Genomic DNA, 25,090 nt, shown 5'->3' with positions numbered 1-25,090 from the left:
AGGGGCTGGATCAGCTGGCTTGGGCGCGCCGCCTCCGCCGGTGAAACAGGCCGCGGAACAGCGGAAAGGACAACAGGAGAAACAGCGGCGCGGCAATTTCTTGGGTCTCTGGGCAACAAAAACAGGTTGCAGCCAACAGGTTCCACATCCCGTGAAACCCGACACCCATCCAAATGCTTCCCGTGCAATATGTCAGATAATTCGCCAGGAGCCCAAACAAACACACAAACAGGAGCGCCGGGAAATCGTTCCCGCCTGCACACAAGCTGTGAGGCAACAGATAGACCGCCGCGGAGAGCAGGCTCCTCCTCCAAAAGGGCCACTCGCAGAACAAGTTCTGAAACAGGTATCCGCGGAAGAGCAGCTCCTCACAAAAGCCAACGATGAGATAGTGGGCCAGGCGGGGGACGCTGGCACTCTGGAATAGGCCGATCCAAACGTCATTTCGCTCCGTCAGAAGGAATGCAACCCACAGAATTCCAAGAAACCCAATCGCCGCCCAGAGCATCCCGAAGAAGAAATCGCCGGGATCGCAGCGCCGCGCGGTGAGCCCCACCGCCCGGAGAGGCTTCTTTTCAAAGCCCAGCAGACAGACCAAAACCGGCAGCAGCACGGCCGCCAAAAACAACAGATCGCCATAGGCAGCCAAAAACCTGCCCGCCAGGAGGAGGGCTGCCGTCCCAAACAGCCCGACGGCCAGGCCGATCATGACCGCCAGCCGCGCCAGATTCAGCAAATAGCGCCGGACATATATGGGGCCGTACATGTCGTTCCTCCTATCGTTTTGCGGGCAGGTTACTGCCAATTAACCCGAAGTTACTCCAAATTGAGCTTCTTTTTCAGCATCAGGCGGGTAATGATATAGTAGATTACACCGAACACCAGCGAGAAAACCAACCCCAAGAGCATGACCCCCTGGAAGAAGCCCATAGCCTGCTGCGGGGTGAAGGAGTCGCCCAACTCGTTGATTGTCGTTAGCCAATTCATAATCAGGGGCAGCATCACCAGGGATGCCGTCTGCATGACCACGTTAAAGCCCAGATAGACACCGAGGCCCAAAATCAGCTTGTGGCGGGAACTGGTGCAGCCGATCACAACCGCCGCGTAGATCTGCAAGATCCCGGCGACCAGGCCGACCAACATGGTCAGAAGCGTTATGGCGCAAACAGAAAACAGGTTGATCCCATACGTCGCGGCAAGCTTCTGGAGTTCTCCCACGCCAGCGACCAGGGCGCTCCAGATATCTTCATCGACCATCAGGAAAAACAAGGACAGCATGGCAATCAGGACGCTGAAGATGTTCCAAATCGTTGCGACAATCAGCTTGCTGAGGATGAGTCCGTCCTGCGATACCGGCAGGGTGAACATCAAATAGCCTTCGTCCGTCATAAAGTTCTTATAAAACCGCTGGACAGTCGCCACCATTGCAATTACAAAGATTGCAATCACAGCCACGATATAGAGCATCATGGCGAGTACCGACGGAATCTCCATGATCTCAGAATGGCTCACACTGAACTGCAGAGAAAACCGGTTGACCACCGTCAAGAGGACCAGAAGGGCAAAGAAGGGCAGATACAGGCGCGCCGTGCCCTTGAATTCATATTTAATCAATTTGCCTAACATCTGAACACCTCCCGGAATAGTGCGTCCACGCTCTTGTCCTGCTTCTCACGGATATCGTCCACCGAGGAGGTCAAAACGACGCTCCCTTGGTTGATAAAGATCACGTCGTCCAAAATCTGCTCCACATCCGAAATCAGGTGGGTGGAGATCAGGACCGTGGCATTTTCATTGTAATTGGCGATGATCGTATTCAAAATGTAATCGCGCGCCGCGGGGTCCACGCCGCCGATCGGCTCGTCGAGCAAATACAGCTGGGCCTCCCGGCTCATCACCAGGATCAGCTGCACCTTCTCCTTGGTGCCCTTGCTCATCGTCTTGATCCGCGCCTTGGTCTGGATATTCAGCCGCGCCAGCATGTCGCGCGCCTTTGCAATATTGAAATCCGCATAAAAATCGTTGAACAGATCCAGCATATCCTGCACTGTCATCCACTCCGTCAGGTAGGTGCGCTCCGGCAGATAGGAGACGATCTTCTTCGTCTCAATGCCCGGCTCCTTGCCATCCACCAAAATGGTGCCCTGCGTGGGGGTCAGCAGGCCGTTCGCCAGCTTAATCAAGGTGCTCTTCCCGCTGCCGTTCGGCCCCAACAGGCCAACGATCCGGCCCTTTGGCACGGTCAGGTCCACGTTGTTGAGCGCCAAGCAGTTCGGGAAGAATTTGACTAAGCCGCGGCACTCCAAAATGTTTTCCATGAATCATTCCTCCTTGCCTCCGGTCAAATGCCGGGGCGGTTCTTTTGATCGCAGCACGCCGGAACCGGCCTAGCCGATGTCTTCCGGGTGGTTCAAATACTCCGCTGCATCCTGCGGGATCTCAAAATCGAGCGACTGCCCGAGGACATGCAGCGTAACATAGGGGCTTCCATCATAAGTAGTCAGCTCCACCATTTTGTCCATCGAACCGTCCGTGCTTGTTTCGCCAAACAGGACGGTGGCCTCCTGTTGGAAGGTATAGACGACGCTCTCCTGCGCGTCCTCCGGGAGTTCTCCCAACTTCCATTCGCCGATTTGCAGTTTTTCCACAAACGCTTCGATCGCATCCCGATCGGTTGTGTCGTAGGCGGTTTCCTCTTCCCCCGCCCGGACAGCCCGGATCTCCTGCGCTTTCTCTAAATCGCCGCCCTGCCCGGCGTTTTCCTCCCCGGCCAAGGAGCACCCTCCCAACAGGGTGCAGGCGGCCAGGACTGGCAGGACCATCATTGCCATCCTTTTCATACGGCGTTCCCCCCTTCCATACCGCATCAAGCGCTGTCGCGCTTTGCGTCCTCGCCCGCCTGCAGCAGCTCAATGGCCTGCTGCCGGTCGAAGCCAAGGCGTCCCATACTCTCTAAAAATTCTTTTACCAGCCCCGCAGCGAGGCTCCGTTTCGTTTGCATAATTTTATCCACATCCTCCGTCACATATCGTCCACTGGTCCGTTGGGTGTACAAAAGTCCGTCCGTTTCGAGCTGGGAAAGCGCCCGCTGCATCGTATTCGGGTTCACGGCGGCGTCCGCCGCCAGATCCCGCACGGAGGGCAGCTTTGCGCCCGGCGGATACATGCCGGACACGATCATCAGCTCAATTTGCTCGATCAACTGCGCATAGATTGGCCGGTCCGATTTTAAGTTCCATCCCATATCTTCACCTCCATTGTACTATTGTACTAACGATCTAATACAATAGTACAGCTATTTTTGGGAATTGTCAAGGCTTCCCAACAAAAAAATCAAAAAATCCCCAAAGAGCTTTCCAACAGCTCCTTGGGGATCGCATATCTTATTTTAAAATGGGCCTGGCCGTCCCAGCACAGCAAACGAAAAAAGCCGGCACAGGCAAATTAAACTGCCCAGCAGCCTTTCCCTCATTCCATTTCCTGGGGGATGTAATACGGTACGCCCGCCGCCTCGTCCAGCAGCACGCGTGCCTGGACGCCGAACACCGAAGCGAGCAGGTCCGAGGTCAGGATGGAGGCGGGCGGTCCGTCCGCAAAGACGCCGTGGTCGCGCAGCACCACGATGCGGCCGGCATAGCGCGCAGCCTGATTGAGGTCGTGCAGCACCATGACGGTGGTGATGCCCTTTTCCCGGTTGAGCCGCCGCACCAGGCGTAGAATCTCATATTGGCAGCCGATGTCCAAAAAGGTGGTGGGTTCGTCCAGCAGCATGACCTCCGGTTCCTGGGCCAGCAGCATGGCAATCCACGCGCGCTGCCGCTCCCCGCCGGAGAGCGTCTCCACCGGGCGGTCGCAGAGGTGCGCGATGTTTACATCTGCAAGGGCGCGGTCCACGGCGTCAAAATCCTTCTGGGAAAGGCGGCCGCCAAAGCCCGCATAGGGATACCGCCCGCAGCAGACCAGCCGCCGCACCGTATAATCCTCCGGGGAGCGCACCCCTTGCGAGAGGATGGCCAGCCGCTGGGCCAGCTTTTTCGTGTTCTGATGGAAAATGGACGTCCCATCCAACAGGACATCGCCCTCCTGCGGGATCAGGCTGCGCGACATCGCCTTGAGCAAGGTCGATTTCCCGCACCCGTTCCGCCCGATGATCGCCGTGAGGGAGCCCGCCGCAAAGTCGAGGGAGACGTCTTTAAGGACGGTTTTTGCGCCGTAGCTGATGGTAATATGTTTTGCCTGCAACATCGCGTTTCGACCTCCCCCTCAAGACATACAGGAAAAACGGCGCGCCCAGGATCGCCAGGATAATCCCCACCGGCACCTCGATCGGCGGGGCAACCACGCGCCCCAGCGTATCACACAACATGACCAGCGCTGCGCCGCCCAGCGCCGCCCCAGGCACGAGGTAGCGTTCGTCCGTGCCCACCAGCATCCGGATGAGGTGTGGGGCGATCAACCCCACAAAGCTGAGCAGCCCGGCGACGCTCACAGCGGCGGCGGCGAGCAGGGCGGAGACGGCGATCGCCAGCAGCCGCGTCCGCTCCACATGCAGGCCCAGTCCGGTCGCCGCTTCATCCCCCAGCAGCAGGATGTTCAGCCGTTGGGACAGCAGGACCGCAAAGAACAAACCGGCAGCCGCATAGGGTAGCAACATCCAGACGTGCCGCCACGTCACGCCGGAAAGCCCCCCCACGGAAAAGCTGACAAATCCGGCCAACTGATCCGGAAAAAACACCATCAGGGCGTCCACGCCCGCGCGCAGGAAAGTGGATGTGGCCACGCCCGCCAGGATCATGCGGGTGGGGTTGATGCCGTTGCGCCAAGCCAAGAGATAAATCGCCAGGGTGGTGACCAGCCCCCCGAAGAAGGCCGCAGGCGGCAGCACCGCATACAGGTTCCCGGGAACCAGCACCATGGCCAGCATTCCAAAAAAGCCCGCGCCGGAGGAGACGCCGATCACGCTCGGAGAGGCGAGCGGGTTGCGCATCACCGCCTGCAAAAGCACGCCGGATACCGCCAGGCACGCGCCGACCATCGCCCCGGCCAGCGCGCGCGGCAGGCGGAGGTTAAAGACAATCTGCCGGCGTACGCCGCTGGTCTCCACGAACAGGGCCCGCCAAACCTCGCCCAAAGACAGGTTGACCGCGCCCGCACCGATGCTGAGAAGAAATGCCAATGCGCAAAGACCGGCCAGCAGGGTCAGCGCGGTCAGGCGCGCAGCGGTCCGATGGCCGCCGTCAAGATGCATCGCCATAGAGCTTTTCCGCAAAGTAGGCAAACGCCTCCGGGTAGCGGGCGTTTGGCTTGAGCGTGGAGTATTCGCGCGGCACGGTGTAGATGCGGCCCTCCTGGACAGCCCGCACCTCCTGCCATGCGGGATTGTTCTGGATCTCGTCCAGGGCGTTCTGCTCCGCCTTCTCCCCTCCGTTTGCCATCTGGATGAAGAGGACGTCCGGGTTGCTCTCCAGCACCTTCTCCATGCTGTAGTCCACCATGGACTGCCCGTTTGCCGCCTCTGCGTCGATGATGTTCACCGCGCCGAGGCGGTTGAGCATGTCGCCGATCACGCTGTCCTGAACGCCTGCCTTGACGTATTTGGCCGTTGCATAGAGGATCATCACTTTTTGCTCCGGCTTGCCCTGCACCTGTTCGATCTCCGCGTCCACCTGGGCCTGGATGTCGTCCAGCGCCTCCAGGCGCTCCGGCTGGTCGGTAATGTGGGTAAACAGCTCAAACAAATCGCAGAAATCCTGGTAATCTTTATAGCGCACCGAAATATTGGGGATACCGGCCTCCTGCAAGGCGGGCTGGATCTCGCGGTTTTTCGTCAGCGTGTTCACCAGAATCACCAGGTCGGGTTCATAGCTGACGATCTTCTCCACGCTCGGCGTGCTCATGGTGCCGATGGTCGGGAGACCCTTCGCCTCCTCGGGGATGTTGTCCTCCCCTTCAATGCGCGCCACAGCGGTGCCGCCCGCCATGTACCACAGCTCCATCACGGCATTGAGCATGACCACCACGCGCTGGGGGCGCTTTTGGATGGTGACTTCCCCTGCCAGCATGTCGTCATAGGTAATGGTGTCTGCAGTCTCCGCGATAACGCCCACCGGCAGGTCCTCTTGTTCCGGAGCGGATTCCTCCGGGCTGTCCGCCGGTTCCGGCGCCGCGGCAGAGCTGGAAGATGTTTCGGGGACGGTCTGCGCCTGCGGGCCGCAGCCCACAGCGGAAAAAAGAAGCGCTGCGGCGAGCAAAAGCGCTACAGCGGCTTTTCCAATCGTTCGGTATTTCATTGGTTGAACTGCTCCTTTTTCAATGTCGTTGTATGGGTTGCATCCGGCGCGGCCGGAAGGGTAACGCGGAACTCGGTATAAGCGTCGCTGCTGGATGCGGCGATCGTGCCGCCGTGCAGCTCCACAATCTCTTTGGCAATCGCCAAGCCAAGCCCTGCGCCCCCTGTCCGGCTGGAACGCGCGGAATCCAGGCGGTAAAATTTCTCAAAGATCCGCTCCAATTGCTGTTGTGGGATGCGCGCCCCGGTGTTGCGGAAAAACACATCCACCTGCGCGCCGTCCCGCCGGGCAGAAACCGCCAGCTTCGCCCCCTCTGGGCTGTAGTGGACGGCGTTGCGCAGAAGGTTGTCAAACACGCGGGCAAGCTTGTCCGCATCGCCCAACACCTCCAGGCCCTGCGGGATTTCCAATTCACAGGTGAGTCTGCTTTCGGCAAACACCGGATAGAACTCATCCGCAAGCTGGTTCAGCAGGCGCGTCAAATTGACGCGCGACCGCTCCAGCTCAATCCCCTGCAAATTGAACCGCGTAATTTCAAAGAATTCGTCGATCAGCCCTTCGAGCCGCTCGGCCTTGTCCAGGGCGATGCCCGTATATTTTTCACGGAGGGCGGGGGAAATCTCTTTTTCGTCGTTCAAAAGGCTCAAATAGCCGATCACCGACGTGAGGGGCGTTTTGAGGTCGTGGGCTAAGTAGACCACCAGGTCGTTCTTGCGCTGCTCCGCCTCCTTCGCCTCATATTCCCGCCTGCGAAGCCGGTCCCGGAGCATGTTCAGCCGGTTTTCCATCGGCTTGAGCTCCTGCGGCAGGGAAATCGGCTTGCCGCCGTCGTCCAGCACCTCGTCCAACCCTTCGCTGATGAGGTTCATATACCGGCTGATGCGCGACATGGCGAGGTAGACCGCGATGGCCAGCAGGAATAAGAACCCCAAGACCAAAAAGAACGATTTATTTTGCTGGAAAATATTCCGATAGAGGGAAATGGCGAATTCTTCACTGATCCCCAAGATATTCCGGCAAAACCCGACAAAAATATCGGCAAATGGCGCTTGGAAAATCCCGTCCACCACGATATGCACCAGAAGGACCCCCAGGACAGCCGTCAGAAGGGTGACCCCGGCCAATTCCAGCACCATTTTGATCTTCAGGCGCGTGTATTTATCCCTCAATTTTGTACCCCACCCCCCAGACCGTCTTGATGAACTTTGGGTTGCGCGCGGGTTCATGCAGCTTTTCACGCAACCGGCGGATATGCACCATCACGGTGTTGTTGGAGTCCAGGTACTTCTCCCCCCAGACGCCTTCAAAGAGCTCCTCCGCGGATAGCACCTTCCCCCGGTTCTGGCACAGCATCCACAGCAGGGAAAACTCCGTCGGGGTGAGGTCGACCGGCTGGTCGTAGAGCCTGCACTCGTGCGTATCCTTGTTGATCTCCAATCCGGAAAAGTCGATCACATGGGATTCCGGCGCGGTCCCCGCATTATAGCGCGTGGAACGGCGGAGCTGCGCCTTGACGCGCGCCACCAACTCCAACGGATTGAACGGCTTTGTCACATAGTCGTCCGCGCCGATGGTCAACCCTGTGATCTTGTCCATGTCCTCAGTGCGTGCGGTCAGCATGATGACCGGATAGGTATAGGCCTCCCGGATCTTGCGGCAAAGATCAAACCCGCTGGTCTCCGGCAGCATCACGTCCAAAATCGCCAGGTCAAACGGCCGCGCCGCAATCTGCTCCAACGCCTGTGCGCCGTCATAACATTTATATAGGGTATAGCCCTCGTTCTTTAAATAGAGTTCCACCAGGTCCGCGATCTCCTGTTCGTCGTCGACCACCAAAATATCCGGCATGTGTTTCGCCTCCGAATTACCGCTGTGCACGCACTACGGAAGTGCCTTTTTCACGCAGATAGGTGCTTTCCAGATCGGCCAAATGGAGCTTCACCGCCAACGGATAGCGGTCGTATGCCTGGCTGATGGCGAAGCTGCCGCCGCGCGCCGCATCGTCAAATCCGCCCATATGCCAACGGATGGCGATTGCCTCGCTGGTCTTGAGCCGCAGGAAGCGCTCAATCAGGAATACGGACTTTTCCCCGTGCCCATAGGGGAAGCTGTCCTCGATCATATAATAGGGCTTCTTCTCCCACGCACCGGTCTGTTCATTTTTGACGTTGCGCGTGCCCTCCTTATAGAACTGCGCCTTGCATACATCGTGCAGCAGGCCGCAGATCGCAAAGCTCTCCTCGCTGTCCGTCTCCGGGTCAAAATACCGCTCCACCATGGTGCGGTATACGCTGACGCTGTGCTGCACCAGGCCGCAGGGACAAGCGCAGTGGAATTTGGTGCTGGCCGGCGCGGTAAAAAAGTCCGTCTTGGAAAGCCATTCCAAAAACGCCGCGCTCCCTTCCCGCGTGACCTTGCTGCGGAAAATTTCTTCGAATTCTTCTTGATAGCTCGATCCCATATATGCCCCGCCTTCCTTTTAGGGTTTTCCGTCAATCTTTTCCCATTATACTGGAAAGCCACGTGCCTGTAAAGGCGATCGGAGGCAGCGAAATTGCATATGGAAATTTGTTTCAATTTTATGTATTTTTATCTCATTTATAATTGCATCTGTTGATTTTACACAATGTCCGTGCTATTATAACCACAAGAATCGATGGAATAAAGAGTATTTTTTATATAAAATTATACAATATCTCAAAAATCAGAAGGATTCATCAACTTTGCATTCCATCGAATCGGCTATTAATTTTTTCGGGAAGGACAGACATTGGAAAGGGGGTCCCATCCTTTTTAGAGAAGGCGAAAACCAATTTGAAAGAAAGGAAATGAAGGAAACCATGAAAAGAAAGACGGTGCGATCTTTTATCGCAGTAGCACTTGCCCTACAAATGGTTGCTGCCGGAGCAACGCCGGTACTCGCTGCACAAGCGGCCCAAGTTGTACCCGCTGCCAACCATGCGGTCACTGCTGTCATGGAAGATGAAGAAGGCGACATTGCGCTCTATCTGAGCGATATGGACCCGACAAGCTTCGAAGTCGGCTTCGGCAGCAGCTTAGGCATCGACGAAGACATCGACAGCAAGCCCTTGCGTTTGCGCAATGAAAACTTGGACATCATCGAATATGAGAAGGGTATTTGCGCACATGCTGCTTCCGAAATCGTCTATGACATTTCCAACCAGGGCGCCAAATCGTTCCAAGCGTACATAGGCGTTCAGGCGGACTCCTCATATGACGGCGAATATGGCGAGTGTGGGTTCACCGTGGAAGTTGACGGTGTAGAAAAATACCACATCGATGATCTTTCTGGGCTCGAAGCGCAGCAGTTCGTGGATGTCGAGATCCCCGAAGGCGCCCAGACCTTGACCCTGAAGACCGACAATGGCACAAACGGCTCCACCATCTGCGACCACAGCCTCTGGTGCGACGCCAAGATCCTCTGCGACCGTGAGATCCAGACCACCTTGGATTCCGCAGCAGTCACGGCACAGCAGTCTGTTTTGCCAATCGGAAAGACCACGCAGCTGACCCCGGTGGGATATTCCACCGGCGGCGCCGTGATCCCCTCGGATACGCTCAGCGCTGCTTACGCGAGCTCCGATGACGGCATTGCGACCGTATCCCCGGAAGGCGTTGTGACAGGCGTTTCTGACGGCGTTGTGACCATCACCTGCACTTTGACGCAGGGGGATATTGTCCGCGAGGCCACCGTGGATCTCATCATCGGCAAGGGCGACCCGGCCTCTTCCTGGCAGATCGCATCGCCGGACGGCAGTATTACGGCTCTCTTTGCCCTGCATGATGGGAAGATCTCCTATGCTTCCTTTAAGGACAACAACCTGGTTGTGGACAACTCCTATGTGGGGCTGACCACCAGCCTGGGCGATTTCTCTGAGCTGAGCTTTGTCGACCGCGTCGACGAGGAGATCAACGACCCGTACGAGCTGATCGGCGCCAAGGTGACGCAGGTGGAAAACCATGCGAACCAGACCACGCTCAACTTTACGAAGGAAGGCGTCGAGGGCGTCACTTTCAGCGTTATCGTGCGCGCCTATGACGACGGCATTGCCTTTAAGTATCAGATCACAGCGGAAGATGAAAGCACGCCCATCACGATTTCCTCTGAAAATACCTCCCTGCAGATCCCGCAGGGTTCCACGGCATATGTCATGCCGTATATCAACCACAACGAGCAAGTGGAAGAAGAAAAACAGCTTTCCGAGCTCAATGAGCGGTACTGCATGCCGCTGCTGTACAAGACGCCCACCGGTGAATATTCTTTGATTTCCGAAGCGGGCCTGCACGGCGAATATTGCGGCGCGGACATCATCGGCAACCCGAACGGCCGCCTCGACATTGTATTCTCCAACGAGCAGAGATCTGCTATCAACACCACCGCCCCGTTTGCGACCCCGTGGCGTTTCGCCGTCATCGGCACCAGTGCAGACATTGCTGAAAATACAATGGCGGAGAACCTGAGCCCGGCCAATGTGCTGGAGGACACCTCCTGGATCCAGCCCGGCGTCACTGCCTGGACATGGTTGAACCGCGAATCCACCAGCGACCCGGACGTTTATAAGAAATACATCGATTTTGCCGCCGAAATGGGCTGGGAATACCTGCTCCTGGACGAAGGCTGGCAGCCGAGCGGCAGCAGCCAGGGCCACAGCGAATTCGCTTATTACGGCTATCACGATTGGACCGAGGATCTGATCAGCTACGCCAATGAAAAGGGCATCGGCCTGATCGCCTGGCAGAACCACAACGATTTGAAGAAGGGCGACGAAGCGGAGCGCCGCATCAAAGAGCTGGCGGACATGGGCTTCAAGGGCATTAAACCGGACTTCTTCAATTCCCAGTCCCAGGATTATATCCAGTTCTATATCCGCCTGATGCAGCTCACAGCGGAAAACCATATGTTTATCAACATCCACGGCGCAAATAAGACCACCGGCGAGCGCAGGACCTATCCGAACGCCCTCAGCCGTGAAGGAATCTTTGGCGCAGAGCAGGACCTTTTCCGTCCCGCTGATGTGAGCGCTTACCACAACTGCATGCTGCCGTTCATGCGCTGTGCAGTTGGGCCGGCGGACTATACGCCGATGTTCTCGCACCGCACCAACACGCGCAAACAGATGACCATCGCACAGATGGGCGCTTTGACGGTCACCTATGAGAGCGGCATCCAGTGCTTTGCTGACCGCCCGGAGGCTTATCTCAACAGCCCCGCCTGCGACTTCTTCAAGAATTTCCCGACCCAGTGGGATGAGACCAAGCTGCTGGCCGGCGAGCCGGGCGAATATGTCAACACCGCGCGCAGAAGCGGCGAAAACTGGTACCTGGGCCTGATCTGCAACGAGCAGCGCACGGCGGAGTTTAAGCTGGACTTCCTCGGCGAGGGCGATTACTATGCCTTTATCTATGAAGACGGCGAGACCGTGGACGACATCACGGCCCGCGTGGAAACCGTCAACAAGGATACGGTTTTGACCATCCCGATGGCCGAGCACGGCGGCGCGATGATCAAGATCCTCCGGAACATGCCCAGCCAGGCAGAATCCATCACGCTGAGCGAAAGCGAGGTCACGATGGAGCCGAACGAGACAGCTAACCTGACCGTTACCTTCACCCCGGAGGACGTGGAATATGATACCGTCACTTGGACCTCCAGCAATCCAGAGGTTGCCACGGTCTTAAACGGCAAAATCACTGCTCTGAAGCCGGGCGTCACCACCATCACGGCTGCCACCGGCATCAACGGCAACGTCACCGCGACCTGCGACGTCACCGTGCGCCGTCCGGAATTCTCCCTGACCGGCGATTGGTCCATCATCCGCAGCGATCCGGAGAACTGGAAACTCAACGGAGAAAACTCCATCACCATCACCACTAAGCCGGGCGAGTATTACAGCAATACCGCCAATGCCGAAAACGTCTTCCTGACGCCGGTGGAGGGCGACTTCACCGCCACAACAAAGCTCACGTTTGTACCGGGCGCGGACTACCAGACGGCAGGTATCATCGTCTATCAGGATGACAAAAATCTCTATGGTGCTTACAAGCGCTATCACTCCCACTTTAATGGCAATATCTTCACCGACTTTGCTTTGAATAACGGCAGTGCTTCGGAGCACACCAAGGCGGACCCGAATAAGGATGCGGCTGTTTATCTGAAGGTCGTCAAAGAGGGCACCACCTTTACCGCATATTACAGCTATGACAATTCCGAGTGGGTGCAGATTGCCGATCCGCTGAACGTCTCCGGATTGACCGGCGACCTCAAAGTCGGCCTGTATGCGGTCGATGGCAACGGCAAGAGCGGTTCCCTGCCGGCTACCTTTGAGGACTTCACCATCAACGGCGAAGCCGTCCCGTTTGCCAATAGATACATCGAAGCCACCGGCATCACGCTCGACCAGACCGAACTGACCATGAAGCAGTACGAGACGGCTACGCTGACGGCCACTGTCACACCGGAAGGGGCCCAAGATCCGATTACCTGGGTGTCCAGTGATCCGGACATCGCAACCGTCGACGAGAACGGCAAGATTACCGCATATGAGGCTGGCACCGTGACCATCACCGCCATGACCGGCTTCAACAACGAAGTGACCGCCTCCTGCGAAGTCACGATCGAACCGGCGGATCTGGTCTTGACGGACGATTGGAGCATTATCCGCAACGATCCGGAATATTGGACGATCAATGACGAGCATTCCATCACGATCACCACGCAGCCCGGCGAATTCTACACCGGCACCGACAATGCACAGAACGTCATGCTGACCCCGGCCGAGGGCGACTTTACCGTCACCACGAAGCTCGACTTCATTCCCAATGGCGACTACCAGACCGCGGGCATCATTGTTTACCAGGATACGGACAATATCTATGGCGCATACAAGCGGTATCACAGCGGCTTTGGCGGCAATATCTTCACGGACTTTGTCATGAACAATGGCAGCTTCTCTGAGCATACCACCCCGGATGCCAATAAGGATGCCACCGTCTATCTCAAGGTTGTGAAGGAAGGCACCACGTTCTCCTCCTTCTACAGCTATGACAACGAGACTTGGACGCCGATTGCAGACCCGGTCGAGATGTCGGGCTTGAGCGGCGACCTCAAGATCGGCCTGTATGCCGTCGATGGCAATCGGAAGACCGGTTCTCTTCCGGCAACCTTTGAGGACTTTACGGTAAACGGCGAAGCAGTTGCCTTTGCAGAGGCTCCCGAGAAAGAAGAGAGCACCAGCTTCACGGTCAACTATGGCACAAACGCAGAGCTCACGCTCAACGGCGAAGAGCAGACCATCGCCAACCTGCTCGGCAAGTACGCCGGCGATTTCGAAGAGGGAACGGAATTGAACCTCTCCTTTAAACCTTCTATGGATGGACGCGAGTTCAGCGAAGTGCTCCTGAACGGCGAGCCGCAGGAGATCACGGACACGGCCGAGTTCACCTATGACACGGTCAAGGGTGCGGACGCCGAAACCTTGGACTTCTCCTTCACCACCGTCAGCAAGGGCGTTCTCAATACGCTGATCGACTATGCAGAGACCTTGGACGAGGAAGTTGCGGGCGCTGTACCGAGTGTCCAAGAGAAATTCGAAAAAGCGCTTGCTGAGGCAAAGACGGTTTCCGAGACCGTTGCAGTCACCCAGCAGCAGATCAACGACGCTTGGGGCGAATTGCTCGATGCAATCCACTACCTCGACTTCCAGGCCGGCGATAAGACCGAACTGAAAATCCAGCTCGACATTGCAGCCCAAATCATCGAAGCTTCCGAGGGCCTTGATCCTTCCAGCATCGAAGAGCTGAAGGCGGTCATGGAAGAAGCGCAAAAGGTCTATGACAACCGCGACGCCATGGAACCGGAAATCACTGAAGCGGTTGAGAACCTGAAGGAAGCGATCGACAACGTCCGCCATCAGGCAGATAAATCGACGCTTGCAACCGTCATCGCAAAGGCTGAGTCCATCGACTTGAGCGAATACATCGAGGAAGGCCAGGATGCATTCACGGCGGCCCTGGAGAATGCGAAGAAAGTCTATGACGATCCGAGTGCCACGCAGGAAGAGGTGGACGCAGCAGCCGATGCTTTGAATGCAGCCATCACCGCCCTGCGCAAGATCGCCAACAAGGACCATCTGAAGGAACTGATGGAGACTGCACAGTCCATCGATGCCAGCGACTATACCGCTGCCAGCTATCAGAACCTTGCGAACGTGATGGCGGAGGCGCAGAAGGTCCTGGATGACAATACACTGGCGGAGGACGACCCCGCAGCGGGAACTACGATCCGCAATATGGAGACCAAGCTGTCCGCTGCAATCAACAGCCTGGTTGAGAACTCCGGCAATTCCGGCAGCGGTTCTGGCAGTGGTTCGAGCAGCTCTTCCGGGAGCACAGCCTCTTCGACCTCAACCGTTACAACGCCGGACTTCACTTTGGACGACACAACCAATAGCTGTTCGTTCCGCGTTGGGGAGCGCTTTGTCTTCAATGTCCGGACGACTTCCGCAACTGCTCCGACGGTTACGGCGAACAATGCCAATGTCACGGTACAGTACCTCACCAAGACAGCGGACGGTTACAGCTTCCAGCTGAACGGCGCTGCCATGGGCGAATCCATCATCACCGTCACGTTGAACGGCGCATCCTCCACCTTTACAGCAAATGTCCAGGAGGGTTCCGTCCGCAGCGACACGACTGGCGCCCTCTCCATCAAGAAGGGGCAGGCATACACCTTCAAGATGACCGTCATCGACGGCAGCAGCGCAACGCCGCTCTTCGTCAGCGGTACGGACGGCGTATTCAAGACCCAGTTCGTACGGCAGGACGGCAACGACTACTACTTCCGCATCTGGGCCACCGGCAAAGTGGGCGATTCCTCCGGTATCTACACCACCATGCCGAACCAGAACGCAGTCCGTCACTGCGTGGCAACGATTGTTGAATAATCGTTTCTTCGCATAAGCCACAGATTCTTTGCCTCCCGGTACGTTTTCCGACGTGCCGGGAGGTTTTTGTATGGACGGCCTGTTTGGGCCTCGCGAGAAAAGCGCGCTTGGTTTTTCTCTGTATTTCCTCTATACTGAGATAAGAACCCATTGGAAATTTCCTTATCTGGAAAGGAGACCATTATGAGCTGGTTAGACCTTCATATGCATACCCATTTTAGCGACGACGGCACCTATTCCCCGGAAGAATTGATGGAGCTTTGCGCCCAAAACGGCGTGCGCGTTGCCGCTGTATCGGATCACAACTGCACCCGCGGCGTCGCACGCGCTGTGCGCCATGCGTCCTCCTTGGGAATCGAATGCATCCCCGCCGTGGAATTGGACTGTACCTACCAAGGGATCGACCTGCACCTGCTGGGCTATTGGATCGACCCGGATCACCCCGGCTTTTCCCAAACGGAACAGGCGATTCAGAAGCAGGAACAACTTGCCGGGGAACAGCGCATCCAACTTGCCTACTCGATGGGCTTTCAGTTTGATGCAGAGCCCCTCCGCAGGGAAAAGGGCGGCATTGTCACAGGGGAAATGATCGCCGAGGCAGCCCTGGTCCAGGACCCGGAAAACCCCGCCCTTCTCCCCTACCGGCCGGGCGGCGCGCGCAGCGATAACCCCTATGTCAACATCTATTGGGACTTCTTCTCACAGGGGAAGCCCGGCTATGTGCCGGTCGCCTTTCAAAGCTTAGAGGGAGCCGTGGCCCTAGTCCGTTCCGCGGGCGGGTTGCCCGTGCTGGCGCATCCGGGAAACAACATCCACGAGGGCACTGCCTTGTTGCACGGCATTGTGGAGCAAGGGGTGCGCGGGATCGAAGCGTACAGCAGTTACCACTCCCCCGAACAGGTTACTTTCTATGTACAACAGGCGGAGATGCTTTCCGTAGCTGTCAGCTGTGGTAGCGATTTTCACGGAAAGATCAAGCCGGGCATCACTCTGGGCGGTTTTAACTGTGGCGGACAGGAGGCAGAGCTACTGCGTGGATTGCAGGAGGCACTGCAAAAGCTTCCACCTACAAAGCTATGAGAAAGTTGACGCCATCTATATGGATGCCGCATCCCTTTCCCCGCTAAGCAGAGTAGTCTTTTACCTAAAATCAAGAATTATTCTCAATTTTTAAAAAATCCCCCTTGACAAAACCTCCCTTTGCAGGTAAAATATAGGCATAAAAATAATATTAACTCCTATTATTAATAAATATTTCAAGGAGGATTTGTTATGGAAAACATCAAGGGTACCAAAACGGAAGCAAATTTGATGGCTGCATTTGCAGGCGAGTCCCAGGCGCGCAATAAGTATACGTTTTACGCTTCTAAGGCGCGCAAAGAAGGCTATGTGCAGATCGCCAATCTTTTCGAAGAGACCGCCAACAACGAAAAGGAACACGCAAAGATCTGGTTTAAACTCCTGCACGACGGGGAGATCGCGGATACTGCCACGAACCTGAAGGACGCTGCCGCAGGCGAAAACTACGAGTGGACCGATATGTACGCCAGCTTTGCAGAGGATGCACGCGCAGAGGGCTTCCCCCGCATCGCCGCCCTGTTTGAGATGGTCGGCAAGATCGAAAAGGAGCATGAAGCCCGCTACCTCGCTTTGCTCAAGAACGTGGAAGAGGGATTGGTCTTTTCCAGAGACGGCGATATGATCTGGCAGTGCTCCAACTGCGGCCATATTGTCATCGGTAAGAAAGCGCCGGAAATCTGCCCGGTTTGCGCGCATCCGAAGGCCTATTTCCAGCTCTTGGCTAAGAATTATTGATAAAATCAGGTTTTTATATCCCCTTATGTCTACATAGTAAGAAGCCGCCGGAGCTTTCTCTGGCGGCTTCTTGCATGTTATATGCTTTATCATTCAATCCATTACCCGGATATATTGCGTTCCAATTTTTCTCCCAGATTGGTAACAACCAAATTCCCTTGTCCTTCCGGCCGTCTTGCGTTTTTGAGTGTCTGTGCCGCGCCTCCCCAATTTCGCTTCACAAACGCAATCAAATAATCAGATTTTTCAAGCATATAGCGATTTAGCGCCGGAATAGCAAACCTGGGCGGCACCAGTTCCAATCCTTCGGGATAGATCATTTGGTCATATCCAGACAAAAAGTTTCTTTTCCTAGCAGGTGGATAAGCGACTAGGAGCGTTAATCGAAGATAAGGATATTCTTTCTTCCTCTCTAAAACAGACGCTGAAGCCATCCGATCAAAGTTCCCATAGGTTCCAACCAAAAATTCAGTTACTCCCTTTGTAAGTATATGCCATTTTATAGACTCGTCTAATATAGGGCGTATGGTTTCTTCTGCATCTCGATGTCCGGCAAAGCAACAAACAGACATATTTTCCTCCTTGTGTGCGATATATCCCATATTATAGCACAATTTTATGATTTGGGATATATCCCACACATAATATCGCAAGCATTCATACACTAAATATGCGATATATCGAAGATGGAGGATTTGTATGAATGCAAAAGAGGCAGTTGCCAAACGAATTCAGGGACTCTGTGCAGAACACGATCTTGCAATCAACGCACTGGCCAATCAAGCTGGTATTTCCCCTTCAACCGTTTACAGCATTCTAAATACCAAAAGCCAAAATCCTGGCGTTGTCACCCTACAGAAGCTATGCGATGGAATCGGAATCACCCTTCGGGAATTTTTTGACGACGATCTGTTCGAACATATAGAACCAGAAGTGCAATAAAGGACAAAACTACCATTTGAAACACAAAAGACCGCTGGAGAATGCTCTCCAGCGGCCTTTTTCTATTTGGGCTCATTTTGCGGCGGCGGCCAGTTTCTCCTTCCAAAGCTCTTCCAGCGCTTTCACGTCCTCGCGGAACTCGCGCGCACCCTGCGTTTCGCCCTGTTCCATCGATTCCAACACTTCAAAGAAAAATGCATCCGGCCCATAGGACGCCCACTCCTTTTGAATGGACAGAACCGTGCATCCATTCGTTTGCACCATAAATTCGAAACGATTCTCCGCCCCCTGTAGATTGGGCGTTGAAAACAGATGCTTTTCTCCTGTCACGCGGTTGGTGATGCTGTAGACCCCGCCAAGGCCTTTTCGCTCTTTATACGCCGTACAAATGGCGCGCCGGTCGTTTTTGTCCATGAATCAACCACACCTATCTAAGATTTCTTTCTGATATTGCATCGCTTTCAGATGCCTCAGCCTGCGTTCCAGGGCACACTGCCCGCACATCTCAAAGAAAAAGGGAAAACCGGACAGAACCCCGTTTTCCCTTTGCTTCTCCATTTTGAAATTCTTATCTGCCATTTCCGGAGCAGAGATAGTCCAGCTCTGCGACCGCTTCCCCGCCACGATAGTAGATGCGCGGCACGCGCTTGCTCAGCAAGCAGACCAGCTCATAGCTGATGGTATGGTTGTAGCCAGCCAGTTCGTCCACCGGAAGGAATGCATCCCCGTCGTGCCCAAAGAGCGTGACCGTATCCCCCTCTTTCACGCCGGGAATATCGGTGACGTTCACCATCAGCTGATCCATGCAGACGCGGCCGATGATCTTGGCGCGCTGGCCGTTCACCAGCACGCTGGCGCGGTGGTAGAGGTGGCGCGGATACCCATCCGCATAGCCGACCGGCACGGTCGCAACCACGGTTCGTTGTTTCGTTGTGAAGCGCCGCCCATAGCTGATGCTGGTCTGCGGCTCCACGGTTTTAAGCATCGAGACAATGGACTTGAGCTGCATCACCGGGCGCAGATCAAGCGGTTCTTTGATCGAACGGGACGGATTTAAGCCATAGAGGATAATGCCCGGACGGACCATATCGAGCTGTGCATCCGCATAGTCCAGAACCGCTGCGGAATTGGCGCAATGGCGCAGGCGGAATGTGATGCCCCGCTGGGCCAAAAGATCGATTAGCTTTAAAAAAAGGTCGAGCTGCATAAGGGTGTAGCCACGGCCGTCGTTTCCCTCATCTGCCACGGCAAAGTGGGTGAAGATTCCTTCCGGATCCAAGCCCTCCAGCCCGCATACCTCCGCAATGTCTTCGATCGCATCCGCGTCCCGCTCCGGGTTCTGATATAGAAAACCAATCCGGCTCATGCCGGTGTCCACCACGATATGCGCGCGCACGGTGACGCCAGCCTCACGCGCGCAGGCGGCAAGGCGCTCCCCGTATTCACGGGAAAGCACCGCCTGCGCCACATCCATATGGGCCAGTTCCGCTGCCGACTCCGGCGGCGTATACCCCAAAATCAGGATTGGCAGGCTGATCTCCGCGTTGCGCAGCTGGATCGCCTCTTCCAAATTGGACACGGCAAACCAGTCCGCGCCGAGCTCCTCATATTCGCGCGCCAAAAGTTCCGCCCCGTGCCCATAGGCGTCCGCCTTGATAACACAGCATACCTTTGTGCCTGGGTTTAGCCGGTCTTTGATCTGATGATAGTTATGTGCGACGGCGTCCAGGTCGATCTCCGCCCATGTGCGCCTGAAAAAGTCATTCATCCTTCTAATTCGCTCCTACTGTTTTCGATTCTGGCGGATACCGTCCCATCCGCTTCTATATTTATTTAAAGTATGCCACACCGGATTCAAAAATACGTGCGTCTTTCTCACCCGGTATATTGCGGTACAGGTTTTCGCCCTTGCGCTCGGAGTGGCCCATCTTGCCCAGGACGCGCCCGTCCGGGCTGGTGATGCCTTCGATCGCGCAGACAGAACCGTTGGGGTTCCAGGCGATGTCGCCGCTCGGGTTGCCATTCAGGTCCACATACTGCGTGGCAACCTGGCCATTGGCGGCCAACTGGGCCAGCGTTTCGTCGTCCGCCACAAAGCGGCCCTCGCCATGGGATACCGGCACCGTCACCACATCCCCGGCCTGTAAGCTGGCAAACCACGGGGATTTCACCGACGTGATGCGCGTATACACCATGCGGGACACGTGGCGGCCCAGCGTATTGAAGGTCAGAGTCGGCGCGGTTTCGCTCGTCTCGCGGATCTCGCCGTAGGGGACAAGGCCCAATTTGATGAGCGCCTGGAAGCCATTGCAGATGCCGAGCATCAGGCCGTCGCGGTTTTTGAGCAGATCCATGACCGCCTCCGCGATTTTCGGGTTGCGGAAGGTGGTTGCGATGAACTTGCCGGAGCCGTCCGGCTCGTCGCCGCCGGAGAACCCGCCGGGCAGCATGATGATCTGCGCGTTGCGGATCGCCTTCTCCATGCGTTCAATTGTCGTTTCAATGTCCGCGGAGCACAGGTTGCGCACCACCAGGACGTCGGTCTCCGCACCCGCCTTTTCGAACGCGCGGACGGTGTCGTACTCGCAGTTCGTCCCGGGGAATACCGGGATAAAGACACGGGGTTTGGCAGCCTTGATCGCCGGGGCCTGCGTATTGCGCGCCGTATAGAGCGGCACGTCCTTTGTCAAAGCGACCGCCGGGGCCTGATTCGGGAAAATCTTCTCCAACGTACCGGTCCAGCTCTCCACCAGCTTTTGCAGCGGGAGAACCTCGCCGCCAATTTGAATGGCCTGCGGTTCTACGGTTTTGCCCAAGAGTACCGCGGCCGAATTTTCAAACGGCACATCCGGCGCAAGCTCTACGATGATGCTGCCGGACAGGGGCGCAAAGAGGATTCCCTCGTCCATCGTATCGAAGTCAAAGCCGATGCCGTTGCCGAAGCACATCTTTGCCACCGCTGCGGCCGCGCCGCCCTCTTTGACGACCGATGCGGAAAGGATGGACCCATCCGCGATTTTTTCTCCAATTCTCTTATAGTAGTTCTTCAAACGCTCCCAGTTTGGCAGCATAGTCTTGGCGTCCTCCGGCAGCGGGAGCAGCACGACGCGGGACCCCGCATGCTGGAACGCCGCCGAAATCGTCTTGCTCGCCTTCGTCATTGCGACGGCAAAGCTGACCAGCGTGGGCGGCACGTCCATCTGCTCGAACGAACCGGACATGCTGTCCTTGCCGCCGATCGAAGGCAGGCCCATGCCGAGCTGGGCGGACAACGCGCCCAACAGCGCCGCCGCCGGCTTGCCCCAGCGCTTCGGGTCCGTGCGGAGCCGCTCAAAATATTCCTGGAAGGTCAGGCGGCAGCTGAGCGGGTCTGCACCCACTGCACAGAGCTTGGAAAGGCTCTCCACGACGGCGTAGGCAGCCCCGTGGAACGGTGAGAAGCGCGCAATCCCGGGGATGTAGCCATAGCTCATCGCTGTGGCGTCGTCCGTCTCCCCATGGATCACCGGCAGCTTCGCAACCATCGCCTCTTCCGGCGTCAACTGGTATTTCCCTGCGAACGGCATCAAAACCGTGGCCGCGCCGATGCTCGCGTCAAAGCGCTCGGCAAGCCCCTTCTGGCAGCAAACTTCCAGCCGCGCCAAGTTCTCCTGGAAGGCTTCGGCCAGCCGCTTCCCCTTGAGGCACTCCGGAACCTGCTTGCGGTAGTACGCATCCGGGTCCGGCGCTTCGATTTCCACATCCGTGCGCTGCGTCACACCGTTTGTATTCAAGAAGGCGCGCGCAATATTGACGATCGTATCCCCGCGCCATTCCATCTTGAGGCGCGGCGATTCGGTGACCACGGCCACCACCTGCGCGTTGAGGTTCTCCTCCGCAGCGGCGGCGCAGAAGGCCTCCGCATCCTGCGGGGCCAGCACGACCGCCATACGCTCCTGGGATTCAGAGATCGCCAGTTCCGTGCCGTCCAAGCCTTCATATTTCTTCGGGACTTTGTTCAGATCGATTTCCAGGCCATCCGCCAGCTCGCCGATGGCCACGCAGACGCCGCCTGCGCCGAAGTCGTTGCAGCGTTTAATCAGGCGGGAGACCTTCGGGTCGCGGAACAGGCGCTGGATTTTGCGCTCGGTGGGCGGGTTGCCCTTCTGCACCTCGGCGCCGCACACCTCGACCGATTTCTCCGTGTGCGCCTTGCTGGAACCGGTCGCACCGCCGATTCCGTCACGGCCCGTGCTGCCGCCCAGCAGGACGATGATGTCGCCCGGCTGCGGCTGCTCGCGCACCACATTCTCCTTCGGGGAGGCGCCGATCACCGCGCCGATCTCCATGCGCTTCGCCACATAACCGGGGTCGTACAGCTCGGTGACCTGGCCGGTCGCCAGGCCGATCTGGTTGCCGTAGGAGCTGTAGCCGCTGGCCGCGCCGGTAGTGATCTTGCGGGTTGGGAGTTTCCCGTGCAGCGTCTCTTCAAACGGGACGCGCGGGTCCCCGGAACCGGTCACGCGCATGGCCTGATAGACATACGCCCGCCCGGACAGCGGGTCGCGGATCGCGCCGCCCAAGCAGGTCGCCGCGCCGCCAAACGGTTCGATTTCCGTCGGATGGTTGTGCGTCTCATTCTTAAACTGGACGAGCCACTTCTCCTCTTTGCCGTCGATTGTGACCGGCACCTCGATGGAGCAGGCGTTGATCTCGTCGCTGAGGTCGAGGTCCGGGATCTGGCCGCGCTTGCGCAGCAGCTTCATGCCGATGACTGCCATATCCATCAGGGACACCGGCCGGTCGGTATCTTCCCCGTAAACCTCCTTGCGGGCGTCATAATACGCCTGCAACGCCTCCTCAATTGCCTCGCTCAGCGCGCCCTCTGCAATTTTGATATGCTCCAGGCGTGTGGAGAAGGTGGTGTGACGGCAGTGGTCGCTCCAATAGGTATCGATGACGCGCAGTTCCGTCACACTGGGATCGCGTTTCTCTTCGTTCTTGAAGTAGTCGCGGCAGAAGAGCAAATCCTCCATCGTCATGGCAAAGCCCATCTTTTCATAATAAGCAGCCATTTCGTCCGTATCCCAGGAGATAAAGCCCGTCACGCGCGCCACATCCGGCGGCACATCCGCCTGCATATCCAGGGACTCGGGCTTGTCCAGGGAGGCCAGGCGGCTCTCCACCGGGTTCACCAGGTAATTCTTGATCTTATCCAGCTTCTCCTTGTCCAGGTTCCCTTTGATCGCAATCACGCGGGCGGTGACCACCTGCGGCCGCTCACCCTGGGTGAGCAGCTGCACGCACTGTGCAGCGGAATCCGCCCGCTGGTCGTACTGGCCGGGCAGGTATTCCATGGCAAAAACGGAATATCCCTCGGGCAGCGGATATTCCTCGTCATAAACGGTATCGACATTTGGCTCGGAAAAGATGGTGCCGCGTGCGGCCTCGAACTCTTCACGGCTCAACCCGGAAACGTCGTACCGGTTCAGCAGTTTCAAATCTTCGACCGGCATCCCCAGGTTTTCCACCAGGTCCGCCTTCATGTGCTGTGCTTCCACGTCGAAGCCGGGTTTCTTTTCGACAAATACTCTGATTACGTCAGACATTGTTTCCCCCGTTTCCCCACCTGCACCGTCCCACCGGCCAGGCAGATATTGATATTCATATCATAGCATATTTGCAGCGCTTAATAAAGAGGACGAACCGCGGAATTTCGTCTCTTTCCCTCTTAAAGCCATCGCAAAATCTTTACGCAAGGGAATTCCCCTTAAAACTTTCCACATTCCGAAGAACTTTATTAATATAGCTGAGGAGGTGAAAGAAATGCTTTCTCGTATGCGTGCATTGCGGATAGAATGCGGCCTTTCGCAAAAGGGCGTTGCAAAGATTTTACATATATCGTCGGAAACGTACGCCCAATACGAAGATGGAACATCCCGTGTCCCTTTAGGGATTCTTGTTCGTCTGGCAAGCTTCTACCAATCCAGCATGGACTACTTGGCGGAGCTGACGGACGAACGGGCGCCCTATCCGCCCAAAAAGAAGCACCGCCCGTGGCTTCCATAAACAAACCCGCCGGTTCTTTCGAAAACCGGCCTATGACGGCACCGGGGATTCTCGCCGTTAAACGGGTTCGCTGAAAAAGGGAGGACGCACCAGTGTGCGTCCTCCCTTTTTATGCTTTTACAGATATGCGCTATGTCTTTGGCTTCACATGGTTAAAGACTTTTTGCAGCAAACGCATAAAAATATCCCGTTCGATATCGGTTAAACCTTCGAGCTGCCCCATATTAAAGCTATCGATGATCTCCACAATCTTTGGATAGATCTCCTTCGCCTTTTCTGTGGGATACAATTCATTGACTCTCCGGTCCTCCGCGCTGATCTGCCGCGTGATAAACCCGCCTTGCAGAAGCTGCTGTACGGCCTTTGCCACGGTGCTCTTGTCGATGCAAGTGCTTTCCGCAACCTTCTCCTGGGAGATCCCAGGATTATCACAAATACAAAGGATGTACATAAATTGCCCGCAGGTCACGCCCAAGTCTTTCAACCGTTTCGCGCAGAAGCTTTGCGATTGCCAATAGATTACGGAAAAAATCTTGATGTAATCCCAATATGGCCCATGCATCTGTCGTCCCTCCAATAGCGAGGATATTTGCTCCTTTATAAACTCTTCCTTTAAATTTTAGCTTAACGGAAAAAGAATGTCAATGAAAATTCGACTCTATCACTTTTATCGTTTTAGTGGTTTAAACTTATCCTCTAAAAGTCTACGAATTTCTTCGATCTTCCTACAACTTTTTATTTTATATTGACAACCCTGCTTTTTGTTCCTATAATTTAATTGATTGGTTATGCAACTAATTTATATACAAAACAGGTTAATATAGCTATATATTAGGTGTTTTCTTATATATTATAGTTGTATGACCCGCTAATTTTATCCTGCGAGGAGTTACAAAAGCATGAAGAAGAAAGCAATGGGAGGAGGACTGATGCAATGGGTGAATACGTGCTGGAGATGAACAACATCACCAAAGTATTCCCTGGCGTGAAAGCGCTGGATGGGGTCACCTTAAAAGTGCGCCCCGGCAGCGT

Annotated in this window: 21 protein-coding genes; 5 read left to right on the top strand and 16 right to left on the bottom strand. The window is 56.1% G+C overall.

The genetic code is table 11. The features are described 5' to 3' along the window. Positions 1–10: 10 nt before the first annotated feature. From I2G69_RS00110 to I2G69_RS00060, 11 genes are all read right to left on the bottom strand, one after another. The gene (locus tag I2G69_RS00110; RefSeq protein WP_195559993.1) at positions 11–766 is read right to left on the bottom strand and encodes a CPBP family intramembrane glutamic endopeptidase; all 756 of its coding nucleotides are present in this window, start codon (positions 764–766) and stop codon (positions 11–13) included. Positions 767–816: 50 nt separating this feature from the next. Then, positions 817–1,626, bottom strand: coding sequence for a hypothetical protein (locus tag I2G69_RS00105; RefSeq protein WP_195559992.1), 810 nt, complete (start codon positions 1,624–1,626; stop codon positions 817–819). Further along, the gene (locus I2G69_RS00100) at positions 1,620–2,318 is read right to left on the bottom strand and encodes an ABC transporter ATP-binding protein (protein ID WP_087229671.1); all 699 of its coding nucleotides are present in this window, start codon (positions 2,316–2,318) and stop codon (positions 1,620–1,622) included. Before I2G69_RS00100 ends, I2G69_RS00105 begins: the two co-directional genes overlap by 7 nt. A 69-nt stretch (positions 2,319–2,387) precedes the next feature. Further along, positions 2,388–2,840, bottom strand: a complete 453-nt coding sequence (locus I2G69_RS00095; protein ID WP_087229668.1) for a hypothetical protein — start codon at positions 2,838–2,840, stop codon at positions 2,388–2,390. 26 nt (positions 2,841–2,866) lie between these two features. Continuing rightward, complete coding sequence (locus tag I2G69_RS00090; RefSeq protein WP_087229665.1) at positions 2,867–3,244, bottom strand: GntR family transcriptional regulator; 378 nt, start codon at positions 3,242–3,244, stop codon at positions 2,867–2,869. Between the two features lie 224 nt (positions 3,245–3,468). After that, positions 3,469–4,245, bottom strand: a complete 777-nt coding sequence (locus I2G69_RS00085; RefSeq protein ID WP_087229662.1) for an ABC transporter ATP-binding protein — start codon at positions 4,243–4,245, stop codon at positions 3,469–3,471. After that, the gene (locus tag I2G69_RS00080) at positions 4,193–5,254 is read right to left on the bottom strand and encodes a FecCD family ABC transporter permease (RefSeq protein ID WP_191362753.1); all 1,062 of its coding nucleotides are present in this window, start codon (positions 5,252–5,254) and stop codon (positions 4,193–4,195) included. Before I2G69_RS00080 ends, I2G69_RS00085 begins: the two co-directional genes overlap by 53 nt. After that, positions 5,238–6,290 carry an ABC transporter substrate-binding protein gene (locus tag I2G69_RS00075; RefSeq protein ID WP_195559991.1) on the bottom strand — a complete coding sequence of 351 codons (1,053 nt, stop codon included), beginning with the start codon at positions 6,288–6,290 and terminating at the stop codon, positions 5,238–5,240. The genes I2G69_RS00080 and I2G69_RS00075 overlap by 17 nt, the downstream gene beginning before the upstream one ends. Beyond that, positions 6,287–7,459, bottom strand: a complete 1,173-nt coding sequence (locus I2G69_RS00070) for a sensor histidine kinase (RefSeq protein WP_191448346.1) — start codon at positions 7,457–7,459, stop codon at positions 6,287–6,289. Before I2G69_RS00070 ends, I2G69_RS00075 begins: the two co-directional genes overlap by 4 nt. Beyond that, positions 7,449–8,138: a VanR-ABDEGLN family response regulator transcription factor gene (gene vanR / locus I2G69_RS00065; protein WP_191395453.1), complete on the bottom strand. Its 690-nt coding sequence runs from the start codon at positions 8,136–8,138 to the stop codon at positions 7,449–7,451. Before vanR ends, I2G69_RS00070 begins: the two co-directional genes overlap by 11 nt. A gap of 16 nt (positions 8,139–8,154) precedes the next feature. Then, complete coding sequence (locus I2G69_RS00060) at positions 8,155–8,751, bottom strand: hydrolase (protein ID WP_191362755.1); 597 nt, start codon at positions 8,749–8,751, stop codon at positions 8,155–8,157. A gap of 379 nt (positions 8,752–9,130) precedes the next feature. Here I2G69_RS00060 and I2G69_RS14110 point away from each other — a divergent pair, with 379 nt between their 5' ends. The 3 genes from I2G69_RS14110 (at position 9,131) to rbr (ending at position 17,068) form a co-directional block, all read left to right on the top strand. Continuing rightward, positions 9,131–15,253: a glycoside hydrolase family 97 catalytic domain-containing protein gene (locus tag I2G69_RS14110; protein WP_195559990.1), complete on the top strand. Its 6,123-nt coding sequence runs from the start codon at positions 9,131–9,133 to the stop codon at positions 15,251–15,253. 183 nt (positions 15,254–15,436) lie between these two features. Continuing rightward, entirely contained in the window at positions 15,437–16,333 is an 897-nt protein-coding gene (locus I2G69_RS00050) for a PHP domain-containing protein (protein ID WP_191395455.1), read from the top strand. 192 nt (positions 16,334–16,525) lie between these two features. Continuing rightward, positions 16,526–17,068, top strand: coding sequence for a rubrerythrin (gene rbr, locus I2G69_RS00045; RefSeq protein WP_087229637.1), 543 nt, complete (start codon positions 16,526–16,528; stop codon positions 17,066–17,068). A 101-nt stretch (positions 17,069–17,169) separates the two neighbouring features. On the opposite strand, the gene I2G69_RS00040 is transcribed toward rbr, so the two are convergent. After that, entirely contained in the window at positions 17,170–17,640 is a 471-nt protein-coding gene (locus I2G69_RS00040) for a hypothetical protein (protein WP_195559989.1), read from the bottom strand. A gap of 127 nt (positions 17,641–17,767) precedes the next feature. Here I2G69_RS00040 and I2G69_RS00035 point away from each other — a divergent pair, with 127 nt between their 5' ends. Next, complete coding sequence (locus I2G69_RS00035) at positions 17,768–18,010, top strand: helix-turn-helix domain-containing protein (protein ID WP_087229631.1); 243 nt, start codon at positions 17,768–17,770, stop codon at positions 18,008–18,010. Positions 18,011–18,082: 72 nt separating this feature from the next. On the opposite strand, the gene I2G69_RS00030 is transcribed toward I2G69_RS00035, so the two are convergent. The 3 genes from I2G69_RS00030 to I2G69_RS00020 form a co-directional block, all read right to left on the bottom strand. After that, entirely contained in the window at positions 18,083–18,424 is a 342-nt protein-coding gene (locus I2G69_RS00030; protein WP_191362759.1) for a GIY-YIG nuclease family protein, read from the bottom strand. Between the two features lie 154 nt (positions 18,425–18,578). Next, positions 18,579–19,778 (bottom strand): alanine racemase, encoded by a 1,200-nt coding sequence (gene alr / locus I2G69_RS00025; protein WP_191395457.1) that lies wholly within the window; start codon positions 19,776–19,778, stop codon positions 18,579–18,581. 61 nt (positions 19,779–19,839) lie between these two features. Next, a complete protein-coding gene (locus I2G69_RS00020; RefSeq protein WP_195559988.1) occupies positions 19,840–23,598 on the bottom strand; it encodes a phosphoribosylformylglycinamidine synthase in 3,759 nt (1,252 codons plus the stop codon). 217 nt (positions 23,599–23,815) lie between these two features. Between I2G69_RS00020 and I2G69_RS00015 the strand changes: the two genes are divergently transcribed. Continuing rightward, the gene (locus tag I2G69_RS00015; protein ID WP_191395459.1) at positions 23,816–24,058 is read left to right on the top strand and encodes a helix-turn-helix domain-containing protein; all 243 of its coding nucleotides are present in this window, start codon (positions 23,816–23,818) and stop codon (positions 24,056–24,058) included. 130 nt (positions 24,059–24,188) lie between these two features. Here I2G69_RS00015 and I2G69_RS00010 read toward each other — a convergent pair whose 3' ends face one another. Next, a complete protein-coding gene (locus I2G69_RS00010; protein ID WP_195559987.1) occupies positions 24,189–24,620 on the bottom strand; it encodes a MarR family winged helix-turn-helix transcriptional regulator in 432 nt (143 codons plus the stop codon). Positions 24,621–25,090: the final 470 nt, after the last annotated feature.

It is taken from the genome of Anaeromassilibacillus sp. D41t1_190614_C2 (assembly GCF_015558525.1).
GTDB lineage: Bacteria > Bacillota > Clostridia > Oscillospirales > Acutalibacteraceae > Anaeromassilibacillus > Anaeromassilibacillus stercoravium.
This window is presented reverse-complemented; position numbering and strand designations above follow the sequence as displayed.